This window comes from Streptosporangium sp. NPDC006930 (assembly GCF_040635605.1).
Lineage (GTDB): Bacteria > Actinomycetota > Actinomycetes > Streptosporangiales > Streptosporangiaceae > Streptosporangium.
Genome location: NZ_JBEYID010000002.1, coordinates 161,501 through 186,821 on the forward strand (window position 1 = coordinate 161,501; position 25,321 = coordinate 186,821).

The 25,321-nt window shown below is 70.3% G+C and carries 23 protein-coding genes; 6 read left to right on the forward strand and 17 right to left on the reverse strand.

The window, feature by feature from the left end:
- The first annotated feature begins 115 nt into the window (after positions 1-115).
- From ABZ664_RS04030 to ABZ664_RS04045, 4 genes are all read left to right on the forward strand, one after another.
- A complete protein-coding gene (locus ABZ664_RS04030) occupies positions 116-568 on the forward strand; it encodes a gamma-glutamylcyclotransferase (protein ID WP_350943474.1) in 453 nt (150 codons plus the stop codon).
- Between the two features lie 254 nt (positions 569-822).
- The gene (chrA, locus tag ABZ664_RS04035; RefSeq protein WP_362502619.1) at positions 823-2,031 is read left to right on the forward strand and encodes a chromate efflux transporter; all 1,209 of its coding nucleotides are present in this window, start codon (positions 823-825) and stop codon (positions 2,029-2,031) included.
- Between the two features lie 172 nt (positions 2,032-2,203).
- The gene (locus ABZ664_RS04040) at positions 2,204-3,007 is read left to right on the forward strand and encodes a purine-nucleoside phosphorylase (protein ID WP_362502622.1); all 804 of its coding nucleotides are present in this window, start codon (positions 2,204-2,206) and stop codon (positions 3,005-3,007) included.
- A 14-nt stretch (positions 3,008-3,021) separates the two neighbouring features.
- Complete coding sequence (locus ABZ664_RS04045) at positions 3,022-4,665, forward strand: phospho-sugar mutase (RefSeq protein ID WP_362502625.1); 1,644 nt, start codon at positions 3,022-3,024, stop codon at positions 4,663-4,665.
- Positions 4,666-4,720: 55 nt separating this feature from the next.
- Here the strand turns inward: ABZ664_RS04045 and ABZ664_RS04050 are convergent, their stop codons facing one another.
- From ABZ664_RS04050 to ABZ664_RS04100, 11 genes are all read right to left on the reverse strand, one after another.
- Complete coding sequence (locus tag ABZ664_RS04050) at positions 4,721-5,518, reverse strand: hypothetical protein (RefSeq protein ID WP_362502627.1); 798 nt, start codon at positions 5,516-5,518, stop codon at positions 4,721-4,723.
- Between the two features lie 34 nt (positions 5,519-5,552).
- Complete coding sequence (locus ABZ664_RS04055; protein WP_362502630.1) at positions 5,553-6,632, reverse strand: adenosine deaminase; 1,080 nt, start codon at positions 6,630-6,632, stop codon at positions 5,553-5,555.
- Between the two features lie 179 nt (positions 6,633-6,811).
- The gene (locus ABZ664_RS04060; RefSeq protein ID WP_362502633.1) at positions 6,812-7,168 is read right to left on the reverse strand and encodes an AraC family ligand binding domain-containing protein; all 357 of its coding nucleotides are present in this window, start codon (positions 7,166-7,168) and stop codon (positions 6,812-6,814) included.
- Positions 7,169-7,385: 217 nt separating this feature from the next.
- Positions 7,386-8,006 carry a hypothetical protein gene (locus tag ABZ664_RS04065; protein ID WP_362502636.1) on the reverse strand — a complete coding sequence of 207 codons (621 nt, stop codon included), beginning with the start codon at positions 8,004-8,006 and terminating at the stop codon, positions 7,386-7,388.
- A 165-nt stretch (positions 8,007-8,171) separates the two neighbouring features.
- Complete coding sequence (locus ABZ664_RS04070) at positions 8,172-9,452, reverse strand: thymidine phosphorylase (RefSeq protein WP_362502639.1); 1,281 nt, start codon at positions 9,450-9,452, stop codon at positions 8,172-8,174.
- A gap of 2 nt (positions 9,453-9,454) precedes the next feature.
- Positions 9,455-9,922: a cytidine deaminase gene (locus ABZ664_RS04075; RefSeq protein ID WP_362502642.1), complete on the reverse strand. Its 468-nt coding sequence runs from the start codon at positions 9,920-9,922 to the stop codon at positions 9,455-9,457.
- A gap of 48 nt (positions 9,923-9,970) precedes the next feature.
- Positions 9,971-11,251: an ABC transporter permease gene (locus ABZ664_RS04080; RefSeq protein ID WP_362502645.1), complete on the reverse strand. Its 1,281-nt coding sequence runs from the start codon at positions 11,249-11,251 to the stop codon at positions 9,971-9,973.
- A complete protein-coding gene (locus ABZ664_RS04085) occupies positions 11,248-12,396 on the reverse strand; it encodes an ABC transporter permease (RefSeq protein WP_362502648.1) in 1,149 nt (382 codons plus the stop codon). Before ABZ664_RS04085 ends, ABZ664_RS04080 begins: the two co-directional genes overlap by 4 nt.
- 118 nt (positions 12,397-12,514) lie before the next feature.
- A complete protein-coding gene (locus ABZ664_RS04090) occupies positions 12,515-14,038 on the reverse strand; it encodes an ABC transporter ATP-binding protein (RefSeq protein ID WP_362503914.1) in 1,524 nt (507 codons plus the stop codon).
- A gap of 122 nt (positions 14,039-14,160) precedes the next feature.
- On the reverse strand, positions 14,161-15,240 hold the full coding sequence (locus tag ABZ664_RS04095; RefSeq protein WP_362502651.1) for a BMP family ABC transporter substrate-binding protein: 1,080 nt from the start codon (positions 15,238-15,240) through the stop codon (positions 14,161-14,163).
- A 300-nt stretch (positions 15,241-15,540) separates the two neighbouring features.
- The gene (locus ABZ664_RS04100) at positions 15,541-16,782 is read right to left on the reverse strand and encodes a M20 family metallopeptidase (protein WP_362502654.1); all 1,242 of its coding nucleotides are present in this window, start codon (positions 16,780-16,782) and stop codon (positions 15,541-15,543) included.
- Between the two features lie 537 nt (positions 16,783-17,319).
- Here ABZ664_RS04100 and ABZ664_RS04105 point away from each other — a divergent pair.
- Positions 17,320-18,735 carry a peptide ligase PGM1-related protein gene (locus ABZ664_RS04105; protein WP_362502657.1) on the forward strand — a complete coding sequence of 472 codons (1,416 nt, stop codon included), beginning with the start codon at positions 17,320-17,322 and terminating at the stop codon, positions 18,733-18,735.
- Here ABZ664_RS04105 and ABZ664_RS04110 read toward each other — a convergent pair.
- A complete protein-coding gene (locus ABZ664_RS04110; RefSeq protein WP_362502660.1) occupies positions 18,694-18,912 on the reverse strand; it encodes a hypothetical protein in 219 nt (72 codons plus the stop codon). The two genes, ABZ664_RS04105 and ABZ664_RS04110, sit on opposite strands and share 42 nt — an antisense overlap.
- Before the next feature lie 87 nt (positions 18,913-18,999).
- On the opposite strand from ABZ664_RS04110, the gene ABZ664_RS04115 reads away from it, so the two are divergent.
- Positions 19,000-20,199 (forward strand): D-alanyl-D-alanine carboxypeptidase, encoded by a 1,200-nt coding sequence (locus ABZ664_RS04115; RefSeq protein WP_362502663.1) that lies wholly within the window; start codon positions 19,000-19,002, stop codon positions 20,197-20,199.
- Between the two features lie 19 nt (positions 20,200-20,218).
- On the opposite strand, the gene ABZ664_RS04120 is transcribed toward ABZ664_RS04115, so the two are convergent.
- The 5 genes from ABZ664_RS04120 to ABZ664_RS04140 all read right to left on the reverse strand — a co-directional run bounded on the left by ABZ664_RS04120 (position 20,219) and on the right by ABZ664_RS04140 (position 25,245).
- Complete coding sequence (locus ABZ664_RS04120) at positions 20,219-21,352, reverse strand: hypothetical protein (protein ID WP_362502666.1); 1,134 nt, start codon at positions 21,350-21,352, stop codon at positions 20,219-20,221.
- Positions 21,349-21,702, reverse strand: a complete 354-nt coding sequence (locus tag ABZ664_RS04125) for a PadR family transcriptional regulator (protein WP_362502669.1) — start codon at positions 21,700-21,702, stop codon at positions 21,349-21,351. Before ABZ664_RS04125 ends, ABZ664_RS04120 begins: the two co-directional genes overlap by 4 nt.
- A 64-nt stretch (positions 21,703-21,766) precedes the next feature.
- Positions 21,767-22,699, reverse strand: coding sequence for a YihY/virulence factor BrkB family protein (locus tag ABZ664_RS04130; RefSeq protein ID WP_362502672.1), 933 nt, complete (start codon positions 22,697-22,699; stop codon positions 21,767-21,769).
- Between the two features lie 182 nt (positions 22,700-22,881).
- Positions 22,882-23,886, reverse strand: a complete 1,005-nt coding sequence (trpS, locus tag ABZ664_RS04135; RefSeq protein WP_362502675.1) for a tryptophan--tRNA ligase — start codon at positions 23,884-23,886, stop codon at positions 22,882-22,884.
- 45 nt (positions 23,887-23,931) lie between these two features.
- Entirely contained in the window at positions 23,932-25,245 is a 1,314-nt protein-coding gene (locus ABZ664_RS04140; protein WP_362502678.1) for a hemolysin family protein, read from the reverse strand.
- Between the last annotated feature and the right edge of the window lie 76 nt (positions 25,246-25,321).

Sequence of the window (25,321 nt, forward strand, 5' to 3'; positions counted from 1 at the left end):
GGACACCCCTCCCAAACCACGGAACCACCACAAAACCATCGAGATTCCACCAGTCATCGGCGTGGCCTCGAAGCCTGGTGAGCGTCTCGCGGATCTTGGATTAGTGTTTGTCTCCGTGCCTGTCTACGCCGCTTACGGCAGCAACATGGACCCGAAGCAGATGGCCCAGCGGGCCCCTCACTCCCCGATCAGGGGGACGGGCTGGCTCCAGGGCTGGCGTCTGACCTTCGGCGGGAACGATCTCGGCTGGGAGGGCGCGCTCGCCTCCATCGTCGAGGACCCTGACGACCAGGTCTTCGTCGTCCTCTACGACGTGCCCGAGTGGGACGAGAGCTCCCTCGACCAGTGGGAGGGCGCGGCGCGCGGCCTCTATCACAAGGTCAAGCTCCGGGTGCAGACCATGGAGGGTGAGGTCGTGGCGTGGTTCTACGTGCTCGACGGGTACGAGGGCGGGCTGCCCTCGGCCCGCTACCTCGGCATCCTGGCCGAGGCCGCCGAGCGTGCGGGTGCCCCCGACGACTACGTCAGGGAGCTGCGCGGGCGTCCCTGCACCTCGCTGGGAAGCTGACCTCCCTGTAGAGACCCCGGGTTCTCTGCGAGCCTGAGGCTCTCCCGAGAGCACTCCCGGCGCCGCATACGGCGGATTCTCCCGAGGGAACTCCCCCGGGAGCCTGAGGGCGCTCGTCACCTCCCGCACGCGGACACGCGGATCGCCGTCACGCGGAAGGCCGGCGCGAGCGGACCGCACGCGGACACGCACGGGAGGTGGAGTTAACCTGGAGGCCACCCCGCCTTCACCCGGAAAAATGTCATGATTCCCTGGTGAATGACGTACCTCCCGAAGATGGCGAACCCGGGCGCGGATCATCTCTGCGCGAGGTGACCTGGCTGTTCCTGCGGCTGGGCATCATCGCCTTCGGAGGACCCGCGGCGCACATCGCGATGATGCACGACGAGGTGGTGCGGCGGCGCGGCTGGTTGACCGAGCAGCGTTTCCTCGATCTGGTCGGCGCGACCAACCTCATCCCCGGCCCCAACTCCACGGAACTGGCCATCCACATCGGCCACGACCGCGCCGGGTGGCGCGGCCTGGTGTCCGCCGGGGTCTGTTTCATCCTGCCCGCCGCGCTCATGGTCGGCACGCTCGCGGCCCTGTACGTCCACTACGGCCACACCCCGGCGGTGAGCGGGATCCTGTACGGCATCAGGCCCGTCGTCATCGCGATCATCATCTGGGCCCTGCTCTCCCTGGTCCGTACCGCCCTGGGGACCGTGTATCTGTGGATCCTGGCCGTGGGTGTCCTGACGGCCTACCTGCTCGGTGTGAACGAGCTGCTCCTGCTCGCCGCCGGGGCCCTGTTGACCGTGGCGGTGCGGACGGCCTCCGCCCGGCGCTCCCGCCCGCGCGGGCCGGGAGCGGAACCGCCGCAGGACGGCTCGCGGAGCGCGCGGGCGCTGCTGGCCGCCCCCCTGGTCCTCACCGGTGGCCAGGACCCCGACCAGTTGCTCCGGCTCTTCCTCACCATGCTCAAGATCGGGGCCGTCCTGTACGGGAGCGGCTACGTCCTGCTCGCCTTCCTGGAGGGCGACTTCGTCCATCGGCTCGGCTGGCTCACCGGCACCCAGCTCACCGACGCCGTCTCGATCGGCCAGTTCACCCCCGGTCCGGTGTTCACCACGGCCACCTTCGTCGGCTACCTGGTCGCCGGGGTTCCGGGCGCGATCGTCGCCACGGTCGCGATCTTCCTGCCGAGCTTCCTGCTGGTCGGGCTGCTCACGAAGATCACCGACCGGATCAGGTCGAGGGCCTGGTCGAGCGCGCTGCTCGACGGGGTGAACGCCGCCGCGTTGGCGCTGATGGCCGGAGTCGCGTTCCAGCTCGGCCGTATCTCCCTGGTCGATCCGCTCACCTGGGCGCTCACGGCCGGAACGCTGCTCGTACTGTGGAGGACGAGGCTGAACTCGGCGTGGCTGATCGCGGCCGGAGCCGCGGTCGGCCTGGTCTCGGTGGCCGTCACAGGGCTCGGCTGAACGTCCCGGACACGTCGCGTCCTTCGCTGAGCGTCCCGGACGCGTCATCCCCTCCGCCGGGCGGGGACGGGCCCGAGCGGGAAACGGACCTGAGCAGGGGAGGGACCGCGCACTCCCCCTGAGCAGCGGACACAACGCTGTGTGAAGGCGAACGACCGGTACGCTCACTGACGTGACCAATGACCCGTATGCACTCGCCACCGACGCCGCGAACACGCTGAGAAGCGCCGTCGGCGTGGACTCCTTCGATGTCGCGCTGGTGATGGGCTCCGGCTGGGTCCCGGCCGCCGACGTGATCGGCGAGACGGTCGCCGAGATCCCGGTGACCGATCTGCCCGGCTTCGCGCCGCCCGCCGTGGAGGGCCACGCGGGCCGGATCCGCGCCGTACGAACCGAGTCGGGAAAGAACGCACTGATCTTCCTGGGCCGCACCCACCTCTACGAGGGCCGCGGCGTGGACCCGGTCGTGCACGGCGTACGGACCGCGATCAAGGCCGGGGTGGGCACGGTCGTGCTGACCAACGCCGCCGGAGGCCTGCGCCCCGAGACCCAGGAGGTCGGCGAGGCGGTGCTGATCAGTGACCACATCAACCTGACCGGCGCCAGCCCGATCACCGGCGCCACCTTCGTCGACCTCACCGACGTCTACACCCCACGCCTGCGCGAGCTGGCCCGCGAGGCCGACCCGTCGCTGACCGAGGGCGTCTACGTGGCCTTCCGCGGCCCGACGTACGAGACTCCGGCCGAGGTGCGCATGTGCCGCATCCTCGGCGGCGACATGGTGGGCATGTCCACCGTGCTTGAGGCGATCGCGGCCCGCGAGGGCGGCGCCGAGGTGCTGGGCATCTCCCTGGTCACGAACCCGGGCGCCGGACTGGTGGGCGAGCCGCTCAACCACGAGGAGGTGCTGCAGGTCGGTCGCGCCACCGCCACGCGCATGGGCGGCCTGCTGGCCGGCATCGTCGGCAAGCTGTAGCCGGAGAGGTGACGATGAGCAGCGATCTCGCGGGGCTCGCCCGTTCCTGGCTCGCCCAGGACCCCGACCCCGACACGCGCGCGGAGCTGAAGGAACTGCTGGAGAGCGGTGACGGCGACGCGCTGCGCGAGCGGTTCGGCTCCCGGCTGGAGTTCGGCACCGCCGGGCTCCGGGGCGAGCTGGGCGCCGGTCCCAACCGGATGAACCGGGTGACGGTCATGCGCGCCGCGGCCGGGCTCGCCCGCGTACTCGGCCCCGGCAAACACGTCGTGATCGGCTACGACGCCCGGCACAAGTCGGACGCCTTCGCCCACGACACCGCGGCCGTACTCACCGGGGCCGGGCTGCGCGCCTCGGTTCTCCCCCGGCCGCTGCCCACCCCCGTGCTCGCCTTCGCCGTCCGCCACCTCGGCGCCGACGCGGGCGTGACCGTCACCGCCAGCCACAATCCGCCCCGCGACAACGGCTACAAGGTCTACTGGGGCGACGGCTCCCAGATCGTGCCGCCGGTCGACGCCGAGATCTCCGCCGCCATCGACGCCACGGGGCCCGTCTCCGAACTGCCCCTCGGCTCCCCCGGCGACCCGGCGTGGAACGAGCTGGACGACGGCGTCGTGGACGCCTACCTGGAGGCGGTGACCGCACTCCCGATCGGCGACGCCCGCGAGCTGCGGGTGGCGTACACCCCGCTGCACGGCGTGGGCGGCGACACCCTGGCCAGGGCCTTCGCCGCCGCGGGGTTCGACGCGCCCGCGACCGTCGAGGCGCAGGCCGCGCCCGATCCCGACTTCCCCACCGTCGCCTTCCCCAACCCGGAGGAGCCGGGCGCGATGGACCTCGCCCTGGAGCTCGCCGAACGCGTGGGCGCGGATCTGGTGCTGGCCAACGATCCCGACGCGGACCGCTGCGCGGTGGGCGTGCCGCTCCCCGGCGGCGGCTACCGGATGCTGACCGGTGACGAGGTGGGCGCCCTGCTGGGCGAACACGTGATCCGGCGGACCTCGGGTGACGGCCGCCTGGTGGCGACCACCATCGTGTCGTCGTCCCTGCTCGGCAAGATCGCCGCCGAGTACGGGGTGCGCTGCGCCGAGACCCTCACCGGCTTCAAGTGGATCATGAAGGCCGGTGAGGGCCTGCTGTTCGGGTACGAGGAGGCGCTGGGATACAGCGTCGGCTCCGGCCTCGGACTGCCCGTGCACGACAAGGACGGCATCGGCGCGGCGCTGACCGTGGCCGGGATCGCCGCGCAGGCGAAGCTGGAGGGTCGCGGCCTGCTCGGTCTCCTGGACGACCTGGCCCGCCGTCACGGTCTGCACGCCACCTCCCAGCTGTCCTTCCGGGTGGCCGACCTGTCGCTGATCACCGGGGCCATGTCCCGCCTGCGAGACGCGCCGCCCGCGCGGCTCGGCGGTCGCGAGGTCGAGACGGCCGACGACCTGAGCCTCGGCACGGGCGGGCTGCCGCCCACCGACGGTCTGCGCTACCACCTGGCGGGAGGAGCCCGGGTCGTCGTCCGTCCCTCGGGGACCGAGCCCAAGCTCAAGTGCTACCTGGAGGTCGTGGTCCCGGTGACCGGCGAGGTCTCCGAGGCCCGCGCGCTGGCCGTACGGGATCTCGACACGCTGAAGGCCGACCTCACCGAGGCCCTCGGCCTCTGACCGCGTCAGGACTCCCTGCCGCTGCCCCCCTCACGGCTCCCGGCCTCCGACCCCGTCAGGCGAGGAAGGCGGCGATCACCAGCAGGGCGGCGGCGGCCAGCGCGGCCAGTGCGCCCGGCGACCAGGTGATCGTGAGCCCGCCGGTTCCGGGCGCGGCACCCGCTTCGGACGCGGCACCGGCTTCAGGTATGACGCCCTCCTCAGACGCGGCTCCGGCCTCGGACACGGCTCCGGCCTCGGACACGACGCCCGCTCCGGGCTCGGCTCCGGTTCCGCCGCTCCCCTCGGTCGCCGCCCCCGGCCCGGTCGCGTCGTCCTTCGTGGTCTCGGCGAGCGAGGCCGCGCGCCTGGCGGATTCCGCGCGTTCGGTGATCTGCTCGGCCACCCAGTCGGCGTGGGTCCTGCCCGCCAGCGCCTCGGCGGCGGCCTGCTCGGCCTTCGAGCGGACCGGCTCGGTCCTGAAGCGACCCCGGGCGGGCGCGGAGGCGGCCCTCCCCCTGCGCGCGGCCGCCGCCCGCTCGCGGGCGGAGGTCTGCGGCACCCAGCAGCGGATGCTCTCACCGCCGGAGGTGATCGTGATCGAGTGGGAGACCGTGACCTCGTCCACGCCCAGCCAGGGCACGAAGGCGTTTCTCAGCGGGTTGCGGACGCGGACGCCCTCCTCGGTGAGGAGGATCGCCGGGCGCAGGCAGCCGACGAAGACCAGCGCGGTCAGCACCGCCAGCACCGCCGCGGCGATCATCGACATCCGCCCGCTGTAACGGACGACCAGATCGACCGCGTTGACCGCGGCGAAGGCCATCCAGACCCAGCCGACGATCATCGCGAGGTTGGAGCGGAACACCTGCTTCATCGGAAAAAAGCTCACTTCACTCGGGCGAGCCCGTTCACACCTGCCACTTGAGGCGGGCGAACCCGGGCTTGATGACGCCGTTGATGAGCGACAGGCGCTCGTCGAACGGCAGGAACGCCGACTTCATGGCGTTGACGGTGAACCACTGCATGTCGTCCCAGCCGTAGCCGAACGCCTCCGACAGCTTGGCGAACTCCTCGGAGACGGACGTACCGCTCATCAGCCGGTTGTCGGTGTTGACCGTGACCCGGAAGTTCAGGCGGCGCAGCAGGCCGATCGGGTGCTCGGCGATTGAGGCCGCCGCACCGGTCTGCAGATTGGACGTCGGGCACATCTCCAGGGGGATGCGCTTGTCACGGACGTAGGCCGCCAGGCGGCCCAGCTTGGGCTCGGCGTCGTCCTGGACGGAGATGTCGTCGATGATCCGGACACCGTGACCGAGCCGGTCGGCGCCGCACCACTGGATCGCCTGCCAGATCGACGGCAGGCCGAACGCCTCGCCCGCGTGGATGGTGAAGTGGGCGTTCTCCCTCTGGAGGTATTCGAAGGCGTCGAGGTGACGGGTGGGGGGGTAGCCCGCCTCCGCTCCGGCGATGTCGAACCCCGCCACCCCGGCGTCGCGGTAGCGGACCGCGAGTTCGGCGATCTCCATGGACCTGGCCTGGTGGCGCATCGCGGTGAGCAGCGTACCCACCCGGATGCCACGGCCCGCCGAACCGGTCTCGAAGCCCTCCTGCACGGCCTCGATGACCTCTTCGAGGCTCAGGCCCGCGGAGGTGTGCTGCTCGGGCGCGTAACGCACCTCGGCGTAGACGACGCCGTCGTTCGCCAGGTCCTCGGCGCATTCGGCGGCGACCCTCACCAGCGCCTCGCGCGTCTGCATGACGCCGACCGTGTGGTCGAAGGTCTCCAGGTAGCGCTCCAGCGAGCCGGAGTCGGCGGACTCCCTGAACCAGGCGCGCAGGCTCTCCGTCTCGGTCGCGGGCAACCTGTCGTAGCCCGACTCGCGGGCCAGCTCGATGATGGTCTCCGGCCGCAGGCCACCGTCGAGGTGATCGTGGAGCAACACCTTCGGAGCCAGGCGGATCTGCTCGAAAGTGGGTAGCTGACTCATTCGGCAACCTTACCGTCAGGGGCCTGACCGGTCGGCCTGCGCGAAGACGCCGTCACGGCCCGGCCTGGGAATGTTCATACGGGTGTCCCGCGCGAGGGACCACGAGGGGACGCGGCGCCGATCCCGGTACGGAGACACCGGGATCGACGCGCGACGAACCGTCACCGGGTGCCGCCCCTTCACTCACCCTCGCGGTTGACGGTCTCCGGGGAGAAGGCCGGCAGGCAGACGGCGACGTACTCGGCGCCGTCGGGACCTGCGCTGTAGCGGATCCGCTCCCCCGGCTCGCACAGGAACGCCTGCCCCACGCCGACCTCGGTCGTGCCCTCGTCGTGCTCCACGACGACGACGCCCTTGAGCACCAGCGTGTATTCGGCGAACTCCGGCGTCTGGGCGGGTTCGTCCCACCCGGCCGGGGCCTTCATGTACGCGATCGAGATTCGAGGGTCGCCGCTGTTGGCCAGACCGACGTATTCGTCGATCGTCTTGCCACCGGGGACGGGAATCCGTGTCGCGCTGTCGATTTTGCGTACCATCAGGCCAGTCTGTCACCCGGTCTCGGGGCCCGGCGCCATCCGGTTCCCCGGCACTCTCCCCTCCCGATGCTCCCGCCCTCTCGGCACCCCGACGCTTCGGTACGCCGGTGTCTCCGGCCTCTGAACACCTTGGCGTCTTCGAGCGCCCTCAGCGCCCTCGGCGCCGCACCTCCAGCCACCCTCGGCGCCCTCAGGACCCTCAGTGCCCCCGGGGCTCTCAGTGCGAGATGTCGACGACCAGCCGGTTCGGGCTCTTCTGCTCCAGAACCCGGAACGGCGCCTTGCGGTCGAGGACGACGCCCACGCTCACCACGCCCTCGAAATCGCCGACCTTGACCACGTTCTGGACGTTGCCCAGCTGGGCCTGGAAGATCGGGCCGCCCTTCCAGGTGGACTGGCCCGCCTCGGTGTGCGCGACGGCCGGGGTGATCGTCAGTTGCAGGTAGGCACCGCCCTTGACGTCGACCTTGTCTCCCGAGCCGTCCTGGACGAGTTCGGAGACCCACCGTGCCCGGTAGCCCGGCAGCTCGCCCTTGAGGTCGATCACCACCCGGTCGAACCCCTGGTGCTCGGCGAACCGGGCCCCGGTGACGATCGGCTGGGTGGAGACGGTGCGGTCGACCTCGACCTCCTTGGTGCTCGTCGGAGGAAGGAGGGCCGCCGTGGCGGCGGAGGGCGTGGGGGACGTGGTCGACGTGGAGGACGGATCCGCCGGAGCCGTGGTCGCCGTGGTCGGCGTGTCCGCCGGGGAGGGGGTCGCGGTCTGCGTGGCCGAGCCGCAGCCGGCCGCGAACAGGAGCACGGGGACGAGCGCGAGAGGAACGAGGGTGCGGTTCATGATGAGCCTCCTGCCCCGTTAGATGCTCAGATCCCCGGAGAGGTTCACCCTCCGGCCGACCACATGCGCCCTGGCCGGATCGTGACACCTTGTCGAGGGGGGAGTCAAGCACCCCGACGTCCCCCTGACGGCGGAGGCGCTCCGGACGCGAGGACGCACCGGGCGTCAGGCGGTGACGCGGTCGATCACCAGCGGCAGCAGGTCGGGGTCGGCGGTCTCGCCGACGGTGTAGGCGCCTTCGAGGGCGGCGAGCGCCCGCTCGAAGCGCGAGGTCTCGTCGGCGTGCAGCGTCATCAGCGGCTGCCCCTCGCGGACCGTGTCCCCGGGCTTGGCGTGCAGCACGATGCCCGCGCCGAACGACACCGGGTCCTCCTTGCGCTCCCTGCCCGCGCCGAGCCGCCAGGCCGCCAGGCCCACGCCGTACGCGTCGAGCCGGGACAGCACGCCCGAGGAGGGAACGGTGATCTCCATGGTCTCGGCGGCCCTGGGCAGCGGGGCGTCGGGGTCGCCGCCCTGGGCGGTGATCATCCGGCGCCAGACGTCCATCGCCGAACCGTCCGCGAGGGCGCGCTCGGGGTCCTTGCCGCCGGAGATGCCCGCCGCCTGGAGCATCTCCCGCGCCAGCCGTACGGTCAGCTCGACCACGTCGGCGGGCCCGCCTCCGGCGAGCACCTCCACCGACTCGACGACCTCAAGGGCGTTGCCCACCGCCCGGCCCAGCGGCCGGTCCATCGCGGTCAGCAGCGCGACCGTCTCGACCCCGGCGTCGGTGCCGAGCTCGACCATGGTCGTGGCCAGCTCGCGGGCCTGCTCCACGTTCTTCATGAAGGCCCCTGAGCCGACCTTCACGTCCAGTACGAGCGCGCCGGTGCCCTCCGCGATCTTCTTCGACATGATCGAGGAGGCGATCAGCGGGATCGCCTCGACGGTGCCCGTGACGTCGCGGAGGGCGTAGAGCTTCTTGTCTGCGGGGGCGAGACCGTCGCCCGCCGCGCAGATGACCGCTCCGGCCTTGCCGAGTACGTCGAGCATCCCGTCGTTGGACAGCGACGCCCGCCAGCCGGGGATCGACTCCAGTTTGTCCAGGGTGCCGCCGGTGTGACCGAGTCCCCTGCCGGACAGCTGGGGCACGTATCCCCCGCACGCGGCGACGAGCGGCGCCAGCGGCAACGTGATCTTGTCACCGACGCCGCCGGTGGAGTGCTTGTCGGTGGTGGGTCCCGGCAGCGACGACCAGTCCATCCTCGCCCCGGAGCGGATCATGGCCTGGGTCCACTCGGCGATCTCCCGCCGGTTCATGCCGTTGAGCAGGATCGCCATCGCGAGCGCGGACATCTGCTCGTCGGCGACGACGCCCTTGGTGTAGGCGTCGATCACCCAGTCGATCTGCTCGGCCGACAGCTCCCTGCCGTCCCGCTTGGTGACGATGACGTCGATGGCGTCCATGCTCAGGCTCCCCGGCTCAGGTCGTGGGGCCCGAAGGCGTAGGGCAGGATCTCCGCCATCGGCTTCGGGCCGTCAATGGTCTCCAGCAGCAGTTCGGGGCCGCCGAACTCGTACAGGAGCTGGCGGCACCTGCCGCACGGCATGAGGAGCTCCTCGTGCCCGTCGACGCAGGTGAACGCGACGAGACGGCCGCCGCCGGTGGCCTGGAGCGCGGACACCAGCCCGCACTCGGCGCACAGCCCGATGCCGTAGGAGGCGTTCTCGACGTTGCAGCCGGACACGGTCCGCCCGTCGTCCACCAGCGCGGCGGCGCCGACGGGGAACTTGGAGTAGGGGGCGTAGGCGTGCCCCATCGCCCGTACGGCCTCGGCCTTCAGCGCCGCCCAGTCGATGCCCTGCCCGCTGCCCGGTTCGGTACTCGGTTCGGTGCCCTGCTCGCCGGTCGGGCCGGTGCTCGGTTCGCTGCTCATCTCGGTGCCCATCGAATCAGATCCGCTCGTGAGGTGCGCGTGTCACGGTCACTTACCCTGTCCCCTGCGGTACGCCAGCCCGATCGCGGCGGGCGCGCGGAGCCGCTGCGCCGCCAGCGAGAGCACCAGCAGCGTGGTGATGTGCGGGGTGACGGAGGTGAACTCCGAGGGAACGGTGTCGGTCAGCGCGAACACGACGAACACGGCGACCGCCGCGACCCCGGTGATCAGCGCGGCCCGCGTCCGGTTCTGCCGTACGAGCTGGTAGACGGCGACCCCGACGAGCAGGATCGTCACCACGAGCAGCAGCGCGTGCACCGACTCGCCGCCCCTGCGCAGCTGGAGCGCGTCGGTGTAGCCGAACAGCACGGCGCCGCCGGCGAGCCCTCCCGGCCGCCAGTTACCGAAGATCATGGCGGCGAGGCCGATGAAGCCGCGCCCGCCGGTCTGCCCCTCGCGGTAGGCGCTCGCGGCCACCTGCGACAGGAACGCGCCGCCCAGGCCCGCCAGGGCGCCGGAGACGAGCACCGCGATGTACTTGTAGGTGTAGACGTTCACGCCCAGCGACTCGGCGGCCACCGGGCTCTCCCCGCAGGAGCGCAGGCGCAGGCCGAACGCGGTGCGCCAGAGCAGGTAGTACGAGAGCGGAACGAGCAGGATCGCCAGGATCGTGAGCAGCGAGACGTTCGTGGTCAGGCCGCGCAGGATGCCCGCCACGTCCGACAGCAGGAACCACTGTTTGGCCTCCAGCGCCCTGAGCGGGTCCCCGATACCCGGCACGCTCACCACGCCCGGCTTGGGGACGGGAGGCGACTGGGAGTCGCCGCCGCCCGGCATCTCGGCGAAGGTGACCTTGGACAGGAACTGGGTGACGCCCAGGCCCAGGATGTTGATCGCGACACCGGAGATGATGTGGTCGACGCCGAACGTCACGGTGGCGATCGCGTGCAGCAGGCCGCCCAGGGCCCCGCCGATCGCGCCCGCGACGACCCCCGCCCACGGGTTGCCGAACTGGAGCGCGCCCCAGGCGCCGCACCAGGTGCCCATGATCATCATGCCTTCGAGGCCGATGTTGACCACTCCGGCCCGCTCGGCCCACAGGCCGCCCAGACCGGCCAGGCCGATGGGGATGGCGAGCGCGACGGAGGCGTTGATCGCGCCTGCGGAGGTGAGGTCGACGGCGCCGGTGACGGCCCGCGCGAACGAGAGCAGCAGGATGAGCGCGCCCAGGGCGAGCAGCAGGACCCGCCAGGTGACCCTGAAGCGGCGAGCGGGGGCCTTCGGCTCCAGGAAGGGAGCCTCCGGCGTGGTGAGGGCGCCCTGGCTCATGCCGGTGTTCCTTCCCTGGTCGGGGTGGTGTCCGCCAGCTGGCGGCTCACCCGGCGCTGCTCGGCGGAGATCTGGTAGCGGTGGACCAGCTCGTAGGCGATGATCACCGAGAGCACGATCGTGCCCTGCATGATGGTGACGATGTCCGGGGAGATCTTCTGGATCTGCAGGATGCTCGCCGAGGTGTCGAGGAAGGCCCACAGCAGGGCGCCGAACGCGATGCCGACCGGGTGGTTGCGGCCGAGCAGCGCGATCGCGATGCCGGTGAAGCCGAGCCCGGTCGGGAAGTCCAGGCTGTAGCTGTAGGAGGCCCCGAGCAGCTGCGGCATGCCGACCAGGCCCGCCATCGCGCCGGACAGGATCATCGAGATGAGGATCATCCGCTTGACGTTCACGCCGCTCGCCACCGCCGCCGACTCCGAGCGGCCGGTGGCGCGCAGGTCGAAGCCGAAGCGGGTCCGGTTGATCACCACGTGGTAGAGGACGCCCATCACGACCGCGAGGAGGATCAGTCCGAACACCTTCGTCTGGGTGCCGGGGATGATCTCCATTCCGGGCACCTGGCCAGAGGGGCCGATCGGGCTGGTCCCGATGTTGTTGCTGCCCGCGACCTCGACCGCGAGGCGCTCCTTGTTGAGCAGCCAGGAGCCGAGCGCGGTGGCGATCGCGTTCAGCATGATCGTGGAGATGACCTCGCTCACCCCGCGCCGCACCTTGAGCAGCCCGGCGATCGCGGCCCATCCGGCGCCGACCAGCATGGCGACGAAGATGATCAGCGCGACGTGCAGCGGGGCGGGCAGGACGACCGCGCCGCCGACGGCCGCGGCGGTGAGCGCCGCCAGACGGTACTGGCCGTCGACGCCGATGTTGAAGAGGTTCATCCTGAACCCGATCGCCACCGCGAGCGCGGACAGGTAGTAGGTCGTCGCATAGTTCAGGGTCAGCACGATCGAGCGCGGCCGGATGCCGTACTCGCCCATGATGACCAGCGTGTCGAGCGGCGGGGCACCGGTGATCGAGAGGATGACCATGGTGATCGCCGCGGCGAACGCGATGGCGACGAGCGGAGCGGCGAGCGAGAGCAGCCCCGCCGGGGAGACTCTGCCGAGCAACCGGTCGGCGAAGGTGGACTTTTCCCGGCTCATCCGCGCGTCCCGGGGTGCGTGTGCGCCGTCTGGGTGTTCATGCCGCGCATCCTGGGGGGCGTGTGCGTCTGGGGGTTCATGCCGCGCGTTTCCGGGGGCGTGTGCGCTACGTGGGTGTTCATGCCGCCTCTCCAGCACCCGTCATGGCCGAACCGAGCCGCTCGGGTGTCACGTCCTTGGGATCCACCTCGGCGACGATCCGGCCGCGCAGGATCACCTTCAGGGTGTCCGACAGGCCGATGAGCTCGTCGAGGTCGGCCGAGATCAGCAGGACCGCGAGGCCCGCGGCGCGCGCCGCGCGCAGGTGGTCCCAGATCGCGGCCTGCGCGCCCACGTCGACGCCGCGCGTCGGGTGGGAGGCGATCAGGAAGACGGGCTCCCCGCTCATCTCCCGGCCGACGATCAGTTTCTGCTGGTTGCCGCCGGACAGGGCCGAGGCGTCCACGTCGATGCCCGGGGTGCGGACGTCGTACGCCTCGACGATGCGCCGGGTGTCCTCGCGCGCTCCCGCGCGATCGATCCAGGGGCCCTTCACGTTGGGCCGCCTGGTCTGGTGTCCGAGGATCCGGTTCTCCCAGAGCGGGGCCTCCAGCAGCAGGCCGTGCCGGTGGCGGTCCTCGGGGATGTAGCCGATGCCGGCCTCGCGGCGGCGCAGCGTCGCCCAGCCCGAGATGTCGTGCTCGCCGAGGCGGATCTCGCCGTCGGCCGGGCGCATACCCATGATCGCCTCGACCAGCTCGGCCTGGCCGTTGCCCTCGACCCCGGCGATGCCGAGCACCTCGCCCCTGCGGATCTCGAAGCCCACGTCGTCCACGACGCGGCGGCCATCGGCGGACAGGACGGTGAGGTCGCGCACCGACAGCGCCACCACGTCGGTGACGGTGGACTCGCGGGTCTCCGGGCTGGGCAGCTCGCTGCCGACCATCAGCTCGGCGAGCTGCCTCGCGGTCACGTCCTTGGGGTCCACGCTGGCCACGGTCGTGCCGCGCCGGATGACGGTGATGGCGTCGGCGACCGAGAGCACCTCGTCCAGCTTGTGGGAGATGAAGATGATCGTCAGCCCCTCGCGGACCAGCTCGCGCAGGTTGGCGAAGAGCTCCTTCACCTCCTGCGGCACGAGCACGGCGGTCGGCTCGTCCAGGATGAGGATCCGGGCGCCCCGGTAGAGGACCTTCAGGATCTCCACCCGCTGGCGGGCCCCGACGCCCAGGTCCTCGACGGTGACGTCGGGGTCGACGCCGAGGCCGTACGAGTCGGAGATCTCCTTGATCCTTCTTCGCGCGGTGCCGAAGTCGAGGGCGATCCCGCCCTTTCTGGGCTCGCTGCCGAGGACCACGTTCTCCAGGACGGTGAGGTTGTCGGCCAGCATGAAGTGCTGGTGGACCATGCCGATGCCCACGGCGATCGCCTCGCCCGGGGAGCGGAAGCTCACGTCCTCGCCGTTGACGCGGATCTTCCCCTCGTCCGGGCGCTGCATGCCGTACAGGATCTTCATGAGGGTGGACTTGCCCGCGCCGTTCTCGCCGACGACGGCGTGCACGTGGCCCTGTCGCACGGAAAGGGAGATGTCGCGGTTGGCGACGACGCCGGGGAATCGTTTGGTGATGCCCGAGAGTTCGACGGCCGGTGCCGAGGTGCTGATGACGGCCTCCTCCGTACGGATGCCCCGATACGGAACGTGGTGGTAAGGGTGGAACAAATTTCGATCAATGTAGGACAAAGGGCCCGGGGGAAATGTCCGCCGGGCCCCTCATTAGTACCAGGTCAGGAGGTCTTGTCCGGAACGGTGATCTCGCCGGAGATGATCTTCTGCTTGTACTCGTCGAGCTGAGCCTTGATGTCGTCGACCTGGCCACCGGTGGTGGAGTAGTCGACGCCGTCGGCCTTGAGGTCGTAGATCGTGCTGCCGGCCTTCACCTGGTTGGTGGTGAAGCTCTTCAGGAAGTCGAAGACGGCGACGTCGACCTTCTTCACCATGGAGGTCATGATGACGCTCTGCAGGTCGGCGGCGGCGGTCTTCGCCTGGTCGGAGTCGACGCCGATGGCGAGACCCTTGGCGGCCTTCGCCGCCTCGAACACGCCGCCACCGGAGCCGCCCGCGGCCTGGTAGACCACGTCGGCACCCGCGTCGAACATGCCCTCGGCCGCGGTCTTGCCCTTGGCCGGGTCACTGAAGCCGGTGAAGTCCGGCGGCTGGGTGAGGTACTTGACCTCGATCTTCACGTCCGACTTGACGGCCTTGGCGCCCGCGGCGAACCCGGCCTCGAACTTGTTGATCAGCGGCACCTGCACGCCGCCGACGAAGCCCACGTGGTTCTTCTTGCTCTTCAGCGCCGCCGCGGCACCGACCAGGAAGGAGCCCTCGTGCTCGGCGAACAGCAGGTTCGAGATGTTGGGAGCCTCGGCCGCCGCGTCGTCGACGATCGCGAACTTGACGTCGGGGAACTCGGTCGCGACCTTCTTCACCGGGTTGGAGTACGCGAACCCCACCGCGATGATCGGGTTGAAGCCGCCGTCGGCGAGCAGGCGGAGCCGCTCCTCCTTGGCCGCCTCGGTCTCGCCGTTACCGGCCTCCAGCTCGCTGACCTCGGCCAGGTTCAGCTCGGCCTTGGCCTTGTCGATGCCCGCCGCCGCGGAGTCGTTGAACGACTGGTCGCCACGCCCGCCGATGTCGTACGCGAGACCGACCTTCGGTCCCGCCGCGGCCGACGCCTCACTGCTGGCGGCCCCGCTCGGCTGCGCCGACGTAGCCGGTTCCTCGCTTCCACCACACGCGGCAGCTCCCATGAGCATGCTGCCCGCCAGTGCGGTCGCGGCCAGCTTGCCGAATCGGTTCTGAAGCAAGATGGACTCCCTTCGCGTTTCAGTGCACGCGCGAAGAGACGCACGGCAACCCTGCACGGAAGATAGTTGGTCCATCAGGGTTGACCAAACCAACGCATGAGTCCGCAACAGGTCCGTTATCCAGCTCAGGCCACCTTGTGACCCAAAAACCGGACAGGGTTACCTGTCGGTAGCTCCGAACGTCCGCCACGGCCCGGTATCGGCCCGTCCGCCCGGGAGCCGATGATCTTCTTCGGGGACCATCGGCTGGTTCCTCAGGATATGTCCGGACTTTTCGTCTGACTAGATGTCAGGAACGCGCTACTTGTCGGCGTTCACGGCCATGAGCGTGTCGCCCGCGACGGGGCGCTGCCCCTCCCACAGGGCGGTGAGCGCGGTCGCCGCGAGGAAACGTACCCCGGTGCCGATCGCGCTCTCGTCCACGTCGAAGGTGCCCTGGTGGATGTCCGCCAGGTGCGCCGACCCCGGCTCGCGGGTGCCGAGCCTGGCGAACGCGCCGGGGATGGACTCCAGATACCAGCCGAAGTCCTCGCCGCCCAGACTCTGCTCCGTCGGCACGGGGGCACCCTCGCCGAGCACGCCTTCGGCGGCCTCGGCGAGCATATGCACGCTCACCTTGTCGTTGACCACCGGCGGCACGCCGCGCACGTACTCCATCTCGGCCTCGACGCCGTACGCGCCGGCGACCGACTCGAGCAGCGACTTGATCATGTCGGGAGCCGCGTGCCAGGCCGCCTCGTCCAGGCAGCGCACGGTGCCCTCGGCGACGCCGTCGTCCGGGATGGCGTTGGCCACCGAGCCCGCCTCGACCCGGCCCCAGACCAGGCTGAGCGAGGAACGGGGGTCGATCCGGCGCGAGAGCGCGGCGGGGAGCTCGGTGAGGATCTTGGCGAGCGCGAAGACGAGGTCCGCGGTGAGGTGCGGCCTGGCGGTGTGCCCGCCGGGACCGCTCACCCGGATCGTGACCCTGTCGCAGGCCGAGGTGATCGGACCGGCCTTGAGGCCGACCTTGCCGACGTCCAGCCGGGGGTCGCAGTGCAGGCCGAAGATGCGGTCCACGCCGCTGATGCCGCCCGAGGCCATCACCTCCAGCGCGCCGCCGGGAAGCTCCTCGGCGGGCTGGAAGATCAGCCGGACCCTGCCGGGCAGCAGACCGGCCTCGGCCTGCTGGGCGAGGAAGAGCGAGGTGCCGAGCAGGATCGTGGTGTGCACGTCGTGCCCGCAGGCGTGACACACGCCGGGGACCGTCGAGCTGTACGGGACGTCCTTCTCGTCGGGCACGGGAAGCGCGTCGAGGTCGGCCCGCAGCGCCACGGTCGGGCCGTCGCCGCTGCCGACGTCACAGAGCAGGCCGGTGCCGCGCGGCAGCACCGAGGGGACCAGCCCGGCGGCGGTCAGGCGCTCGGCGACGCGCTGCGTCGTGCGGTATTCGGCGAACGCGAGCTCGGGATGCATGTGCAGGTCCCGGCGGAAAGCGATGAGCTCCTGCTCGCGACCGGCGAGGAACGTGTCGAGTTCTCCTCGCAAATTACGCCCCCGCATTGCTCACCGTCCCATCCGCGCCGGCGGGCTCTGGATCCTCGACGCACCGTGCAACTGCCCAGGATCTCGAAACCCATGAGGCAGTCTCGAAAAAAGCGATCGCCGCACCGCCGGACCGGAGTGGGGTCTCACGGGCCGCATCAGCACGGGCTGGTCGGTCACCGACGTGGGAACGGCAGGCCGGTGCCCCGGGGAAGCCGTCACGTTGGCGATGACAACGACTTTATCCCTCCTCCCGAGCAGCTCGCCGACATCCAGGCCAAATGTTTTGGCGCCCCATGCCCCACTCGTACACCTTCCGACCCGGGATGACCAGGAAAGATGGCCCAAATTGACTATGAGACGATGGTCGTACCGGGGGAGGGCGGGTCCCGAGGGGACGTCACCACCGGGCCATTCCCAAACATCGCCGACCTGGCAATTTACGTGACCTCAGGTGCCGGTCATCGAACCCGGCGGAGTGATGCAAACGGGAGGAATGCGTGTTTCACTCCTCACATGATCGCTAACATCCCATTCGGGGAGAGGCAGTCGCGTTTGAGCATATTCGAACCGGACGAGGGCACCCTGGTGGTCCTCCCCTCGTTGTCGCTTCCCCAGGATGAGCTGCGCAGGATCACCGGAGCCCTCTCCTACGAGGAGCGGCTGCTGTTTCTCCTCCTCACCCTGAGGAAGCCGAAGGTCGAGGTCGTCTACCTGACCTCGACGGCGGTGGACAGCGCGGTCGTGGACTACTACCTGGGCTTCCTCGACGATCCCGACGAGGCCCGCACGCGCCTGCGAATGATCAGTTTGGATGATCCTGACACGCATCCGCTCACCGAGGCGCTGCTGCGCCGCCCGGACGTGATCGCGCGCATCCGTGCCGCCCTCGGCGACCCCCCACAGGGCGACGCCCCCTGGCACGCGAACAGGAACGACAGACCCGCCTGGATGGTGCCGTTCGTGGTGAGCGAGTACGAGGAGCGCCTCGCGGGGATCCTCTCCCTGCCGATCTACGGCCCCGCCACCTCCCTCGCCCACCTGGGTTCCAAGAGCGGCGGGCGTGTGGTCGGCGACGAGGCCGGGGTGCCGCTGGTCAGAGGCTTCGGCGACCTGCGCTCGCTGACCGAGGTGGAACGCGCCGCCCACGCGATGAAGCCCGCGGGCAGGCTCATGGTCAAGCTCAACAACAGCTACTCGGGGCTCGGCAACGCCATCGTGACCAAGGACGACCGGCCGCTCGCCTCCTGCCCCACGAGCTTCTCCGCCTCCGACGAGAACTGGACGACGTTCGCCGAGAAGGTCGCCGAGCGGGGAGCGGTGATCGAGGAGTTCATCGAGGACCGGCCCCTGCGCTCCCCCAGCGCGCTGGCCCGGATCACCCCCGGTGGCTCGTACGACGTGGTCGCCACCCACGAGCAGGTCCTCGGCGGTCCCAACTGCGACGTCTACCAGGGCTGCAGCTTCCCCGCCCGCCAGGAGTACCGGGCCGAGCTGGGCGAGTACGCCGAGCGGATCGCCAGGATCCTCGCGGGCCGCGGGGTGGTGGGGCTGTTCGGCATCGACTTCTTCGCCGTCAAGACCGACGGCGGCTACCGGACACTGATGTGCGAGATCAACCTGCGCATCGGCGGCACCACCCACCCGTTCGGCGCCGCCCTCCTGACCACCGGCGCGTCGTACGATCCGGAAAGCCACACGCTCGTGCACGCGGGCCGGCCGAAGCACTACGTGGCGACGGACAACTGCGCCTCGCCCTCCCTTCGTGGCCGTCTGCCCGGCGAGGTGGTCAAGCTGATCCACGACGAGGGCCTCGGCTTCGACCGCGAGCGCCGCACCGGGAACGTGCTGCACATGCTGGGCGGGGTCACGAAGTACGGCAAGCTCGGGTTCACCAGCATCGGCGACTCCGCCGAGGAGGCCGCCGAGCTACACGGAAGGACGCTCGTCACGCTTCGCCAGAGCGCGTAGGCCGATCGCACCGAGCACGATCGCCAGCACGATGTTGACGGCGATCAGGATTCCGTGGACCACGTAGAAGGCCGTCGGATGACCATCCGTGAGGTTGAAGCCAAGGGTGATCCATTCGAAGATCATGAAAGCGGCAAGGCCGATCAGGAAAGCGGCTGTCTTTCGCGTTATTCGCATGGTGTCAGTATTCCGCCGAGTGGTTCGCAGCTGGTCAGGGCACCTGTAACTCCATGCGAACCGGTACGAAGCTACCCTGAGCTCATCATGGGGATCAAACATGTCGCACCCGTCGGGGTGCTGCTCGCGGCGACCGCCCTCCTCGGCGCGCCCGCACAGGCCCGGGTCGCGGACGCGCCCGCGGTGGCCGGTTCGCCGGACCTGCGCACGGGGGCCGTTCCAGCGGCCGCGCGCCACGAGAAGGAGCCGGTCGGCGGCTCCCGGCTCGGGGGGCGAGGCCTCATCCTCCCGGCGGGTGTGAAGGCCCCTCCCAAGACGGCCGCGAAGTCGTACGTGATCGCCGACGCCGAGACCGGTGAGGTGCTGGCCGCCAAGGACGCCCACGGGCGCTACCTTCCCGCGAGCACGCTGAAGGCGCTCACCGCCCTCACCCTCATCCCCAAGCTGGACAAGAAGCTGAAGATCACGCCGAGCAGGCGCGCGGTGAACGAGGAGGGCAGCGCGGTCGGCCTGGTCCCCAAGCCGCTCTACACCGTCGAGGACCTGTTCAAGGCGCTGATGCTGGTCTCGGGCAACGACTGCGCGATGGCCCTGGCCGAGGCCAACGGCGGCCTCGCCACGACCCTGGCGGACATGAACGCCGAGGCCAGGCGCCTGCAGGCGTTCGACACGGTGGCCAAGACCCCGAGCGGGCTGGACAAGCCCGGCCAGAGCAGTTCGGCCTATGACCTGGCGCTGATCGCCCGCGCCGGCCTGGCCAACGCCGATTTTCGGCGATATATCAGCACAAAGACTGACAAGTTCCCGGCGCCCAAGGGCTACTACGAGATCGGCAACCACAACAAGCTGCTCTGGCGCTACAAGGGCATGATCGGCGTCAAGAACGGCTGGACCTCCAAGGCCCTGGGCAGCTTCGTCGGCGCGGCGAAGCGCGACGGCCACACCGTCATCGTGTCGATCATGCGTCATGACGGCTACTTCTGGGAGGAGGTCGCCGACCTGCTCGACTGGGGGTTCGCCAATCGCGGCAAGGTCGTCCCGGTCGGCCAACTGGTCGACCCGGTCCCCGAGCCCGCCCCGCTGCCCACCGGACCCGCCGCCTCGGCGCCCCCCGCCGCCCCGGCCCCCGCACTCCCCGCTCCGGTCTCCGCGCAGGACCCGGCCGCGGCCACGAGACCCGCCGACGAGGGCGTCCCCGTCGTCTACTACGCCCTCGGCGCCGTCCTGCTCGGCGGCCTGACCTGGCTGATGTACGGCCTGCGCGGACGCTCCCGCCGGGCGCGCTGACCAGAGCCCTCCTCGCCCTTCACCCCTCGACCGCCCCCCGGCCGCCCCTGGCCGGTGCGGCCGGAAGGATCCTGATCCCCAGGACGACACCCCCGACGACGAGGGCGAGGAGCAGCACCACCTGGCCGACCATGCCGAGGGTGATGGTCCGGCTTATCCCGTCGGCGAAGCCGAAGTGGTGGCTCAGCCCGATCAGGCGAGCACACAGCGTCGGCAGCGCCAGGATCGCGAGAGCCAGCGGCCACGACGGGGTGCGCCGCGCGGGTGCGTACGCGTGCACACAGACGTACGCGACGCCGGCCCCCAGGACGAACGCGCTCCTGAGGCCGGGCTCGTCCAGCCACGGCCATATCCAGGCGACGGTCGCGGCGGGAGACGCGATCGCCTCGTACAGCGCGGCGACGGCGACACCGGCGGCGAGAGGAGGGAGCAGAAGCCACGGCGACCGCCGCGCGGGGCGCGAGTCCCGCTGGAAACCGGCCCACAGGGCCGACACGGTGACCAGGGGGGCCAGAAGGCCGGCGAGCGCGAGCCCGGAGAAGCCGTCCAGGGACGTCTGGACCAGGACCGGCAGTCCCACCGCGAGCGCGACGAGCGCCAGCGCCCTGGCGGCGCGCGGATGTCCGAGGAGGAGCGCCGCGAACGGGGCGAACCACAGGGGGCCGGCGAGGCCCTCCAGGATGTTCGCGAGCCGCTCAGGCGACCCCGCCGGACCCGCCGCCTGGGCGAGCAGGGGGTCGACCGCACCGATCACCCCGTACGCGCGCAGCGCGATCGCGGCGGTCAGGGCGCCGAGGAACGCCTGGAGGCCCAGTCCCAGCAGGGCCGTCAGGCGGACCGTCTCGCCCCACGCGAGGAATCTGGGCTCCGCGCCCCCCGCTCCGCCGAGGCGGACCCGGACCGCGAGCACGGCGATACTGGCGATCTCCGACCAGCGCGGCCGGGGCCCGTCGGCGTCGGAGACGCCGGGCGAGCCCTCCAGGAAGACGGAGACCATCTCCTCCTCGCGCTCGGCGCGGTAGGAGGCGGGCAGCAGGCGCAGCCAGTGGCGGTAACGCCTTTCCAGCAGGTTCGTCGGCGCACCGTCGTCACCGCTCTCCCTCACGTGGGCGTCCTCGCCCTCTTTCGCGTGGGCGTCCTCGCTCTCCCTCACGCGGGGCCTCCCGCGACGGAGGGGCGGCCCTGCCGGGCGCGGAGACGGTCGACGGCGGTCCTCGCGTTCTCCGCGAGCCGGACGGCCTCGGCCTCCAGCGTCCGTGAGCCGGAGTCGGTGAGCCGGTAGTAACGGCGCAGCCGTCCCTGCTGGACCTCCTCGCGGTCGAGAGCCACCAGCCCGTCGCCCGCGAGCCGGTCGAGCACACCGTAAAGCGTGCCGACCTTGAGCCGGACCCGCCCGCCGGACAGTTCCTCGACCTCCCGCACGATGCCGTAGCCGTGACACGGCTCGCCGACCAGCGCGGTGAGGATGAGAAACGCCGGCTCCGTCATCACTCTCGGAGTCATGCCTGACAACATATATCGGGGAACAAGATATATCGAGCGGCGGAGCTCACCGGATTGCGGAAGATCAGGCGCGGAGGGCGGTCGTCGGGACCGGGGTGGGATCGGGCGGGGGGCCGAGGGACGCGGTGGCGGTCCAGGCGGCGGCGTACATGATCACCCGGGCCGAGAGGTTGAGCCAGACCAGCAGGCCGACGACCACGGCGAACACCCCGTAGACGGGATTGTTCAGGGTGCCGGAAAGGATCAGCACGGCGAGTTGCTTGAGCAGGGCGAAACCGACCGCGCCGAGCAGCGCACCGCGCAGCAGCACCCGCAACGGCTGCCTGGAGCGGCCAAGCCAGCGCAGGATGACCAGAAAGACGACGACGTCGGTGAGCACGCTCACCGCGAGCCCGGCCAGCCAGATCGTGACGGTCGCCACCGGCGAACCCGCCAGACCGAGCCACCCGGCCACGACCCCGCTCGCCTGGGTGGCGAACCCCCCGATCAGCACCGACAACACCAGCGTGGTACCGATGAGCAGGAGCGCGGCCAGATCCCTCAACTTGGCCAGGACGAAGTTGAGCGGCGCCTCGGTCGTCATGAAGATCTCACGCAGCGCGCCGCGCAGGGCGTCGATCGCGCCGAGTCCCGCGTAAAGAAGCCCGAGCAGGCCGATGATCCCGGCACTGGTCCGGGACTCGGCGATCTGCTGGATCGGCAGCTTGTCGGCGAGGCCCGGCAGATACTGGTTGATCGCCGTCTGCAGGGTCACGATGGCGTCGGGCCTGACGGAGAGGAAATAGCCGAAGACCGCGAAGGCGAGCGCGATGATCGGGAAGAACGACAGGAAGGCGAAGTAGCTGATCGCTCCCGCGAGCCGGTCACCGGACTGGATCTGGTAGCGCTGGAAGGTCCTGACCAGATGATCCAGCCAGCGCCACCTGATCCGGGCCGCACCAAACGCCCTCCCGAACCGCTCACGGGCAGATTGGATACGTTCCAGCACGCTTGTCACGTGCGCCCCCTACCCAATCACCGCCGTCCCGATCGTGAACGACGGCGAAAAAACAGCCGTGCGTACACGAGAGATCACGCAGCGGGCGGGAGGCCGCCCGAACCCGTACGAAGGAAGGTCGTCAGGGCCGTGTGGAGTCGTCGCGGTCCGGCTGGGAACACCTCCCGGACCGGGACGGAAGATCATGAAGTGGGCAGGAAGCCCACCCGGTCACGCACCTTGGCCATGGTCTCGGCGGCCACCGCGCGGGCCCTGGTCGCCCCGACGGCGAGCATCCGGTCGAGCTCCGCCTCGTTGGCGAGCAGCTTCTCGGTGCGCTCGCGGATCGGGGTGAAGGTGTCGATCACCACCTCGGCCACGTCCTTCTTGAACGTGCCGTACCCCTGCCCGGCGTAGCGCGCCTCCAGCTCGGGGATCGGGACGCCGCTCAGCGCGGACTGGATGCGCAGCAGGTTGGTGACGCCGGGCTTGTTCTCGTCGTCGGCGAGGACCTCGGAGCCGGTGTCGGTGACCGCACGCATGATCTTCTTACGGAGCGGTCCCGGCTGCTCCAGCAGGTCCAGGATCCCGGTGGGCGAGGAGGAGGACTTCGACATCTTCGCCGTGGGCTCCTGGAGGTCGGTGATCTTCTCGACCCCCTTGACGATGTGCGGGTCCGGCAGCGTGAAGGTCTCGCCGAAGCGGTGGTTGAAGCGCTGCGCGAGGTCGCGGGTGAGCTCCAGGTGCTGCTTCTGGTCGGCGCCGACCGGCACCTGGTTCGCCTGGTAGAGCAGGATGTCGGCCGCCTGCAGGATCGGGTAGGTGAACAGCCCGACACTGGCCGAGCTCTCACCGGCCTTCGCCGCCTTGTCCTTGAACTGGGTCATCCGCCCGGCCTCGCCCATCCCGGTGAGGCAGATCAGCACCCAGGCCAGCTCGGTGTGCTCACGGACGTGGCTCTGCACGAAGACCGTGGAGCGCTCGGGGTCGAGCCCTGCGGCGAAGAGCTGGGCCGCGGCGACCCTGGAGCGCCTGCGCAGCACCTCCGGCTGGTAGTCCACGGTGATCGCGTGCAGGTCGACGACGCAGTAGAACGCGTCGTACCCCTCCTGCATGGCGACGTACTGCCTGATGGCACCGAGGTAGTTTCCCAGGTGAAAGGAGTCTGCGGTGGGCTGGATTCCCGACAGGACACGAGGACTGGCCATAGCAGCCAATTCTGTCAGCTGTCGGGAGTGCTTGGTTCGCGAGGTTCAGCTCTCGGAGGCGGGTGGCGCCTCCTGGCGCGGCGCTCTCCGCTTGAGCCTGACCCGGGAGACCCTGCGGCCGTCCATGTCGGTGACCGTGAGGTCGAACCCCGGGATCTCCACCCGATCCCCCAGCGCGGGAAGGTGTCCGAGCGCTCCCATGACGAACCCGCCGAGGGTCTCGTACGGGCCGTCGGGCAGGCGGATCCCGGTCTCGGCCGCCACCTCGTCGAGGTTGGCCAGACCGTCGAGCTCGACCTCTCCCGCGGGCAGCGCGACGTGCTCGTCCGCCACGTCGTGCTCGTCGCGGATGTCGCCGATCAGCTCCTCGACGAGGTCCTCCAGGGTGACGATGCCCGCCGTTCCGCCGTACTCGTCGACCACGATCGCCAGGTGGTGCCCCTCCTTGCGCATCTCCGACAGCGTCGCCATCAGCCGCTTGCTGGTGGGGACCAGCTTGACCGGGCGGATCGGCACCAGCTCGCTGATCGGCTCGATGGACCCGGTCAGCACCGGATCGAGCAGGTCTCGGATGTGGACGAAGCCCACGATGTCATCGTAGGAGTCGCGATAGACGGGAAAGCGGGAGTGCGGCATGGCCGCGGCCAGGACCGCCGCCTCGGCCAGCCGAGTGTCGACGGACATGAACTCCACCTCGGTGCGTGGCAGCATCACCTCGCGCAGCTGCCGCTTACCCGCCGCGAAGACCTCCCCGATCAGGTGACGCTCGTCGGCGGTGAGTTCGTGGTGCCCCACCACCATGTCGCGCAACTCCTCGGTGGAGATCTCCTCGCGGTCTGCACGGGGGTCGCCGCCGAGCAGCTTGACGACCCCGTCGGTGGACTTGGACAGCGTCCAGATGATCGGCCGCGACAGCAGGGCCATCCGGTCGAGGAACGGCGCGACCAGCAGGGAGATCCCCTCGGCGCGCTGCCGGGCGATCCGCTTGGGGACCAGCTCGCCGAGGACGAGCGAGGCGTACGAGATCGCCAGCGTCACCAGCACCAGGGAGAGCGGGGCCGCCACGGCCTCGGGCACTCCCCAGCCGGTCACCACCGGGATGAGGTCCTGGGCGAGGGTGTCGGCGCCGAAGGCGGCCGAGAGCATGGTCGCCACGGTGACGCCGATCTGCACGGCGGACAGGAAGCGGTTGGGGTCGCGAGCGAGCTTCGCCGCCCTCGCCCCCCTGCGACCGTGGGCGTCGAGCCGCCTGACCTGGCTCTCCCTGAGGGAGACCATGGCCATCTCCGCCGCGGCGAAGAATCCCCCGATCAGTACGAAGAGCATGACCAAGGCGATGTTCGCCAGGACGCTGTTCACGAGATCGTCTCCGTCATGGCGGTCGCCCGTTCCGGCGGTGGTCGATATTTGATGTGCCAGCATATGCTGGCAATAG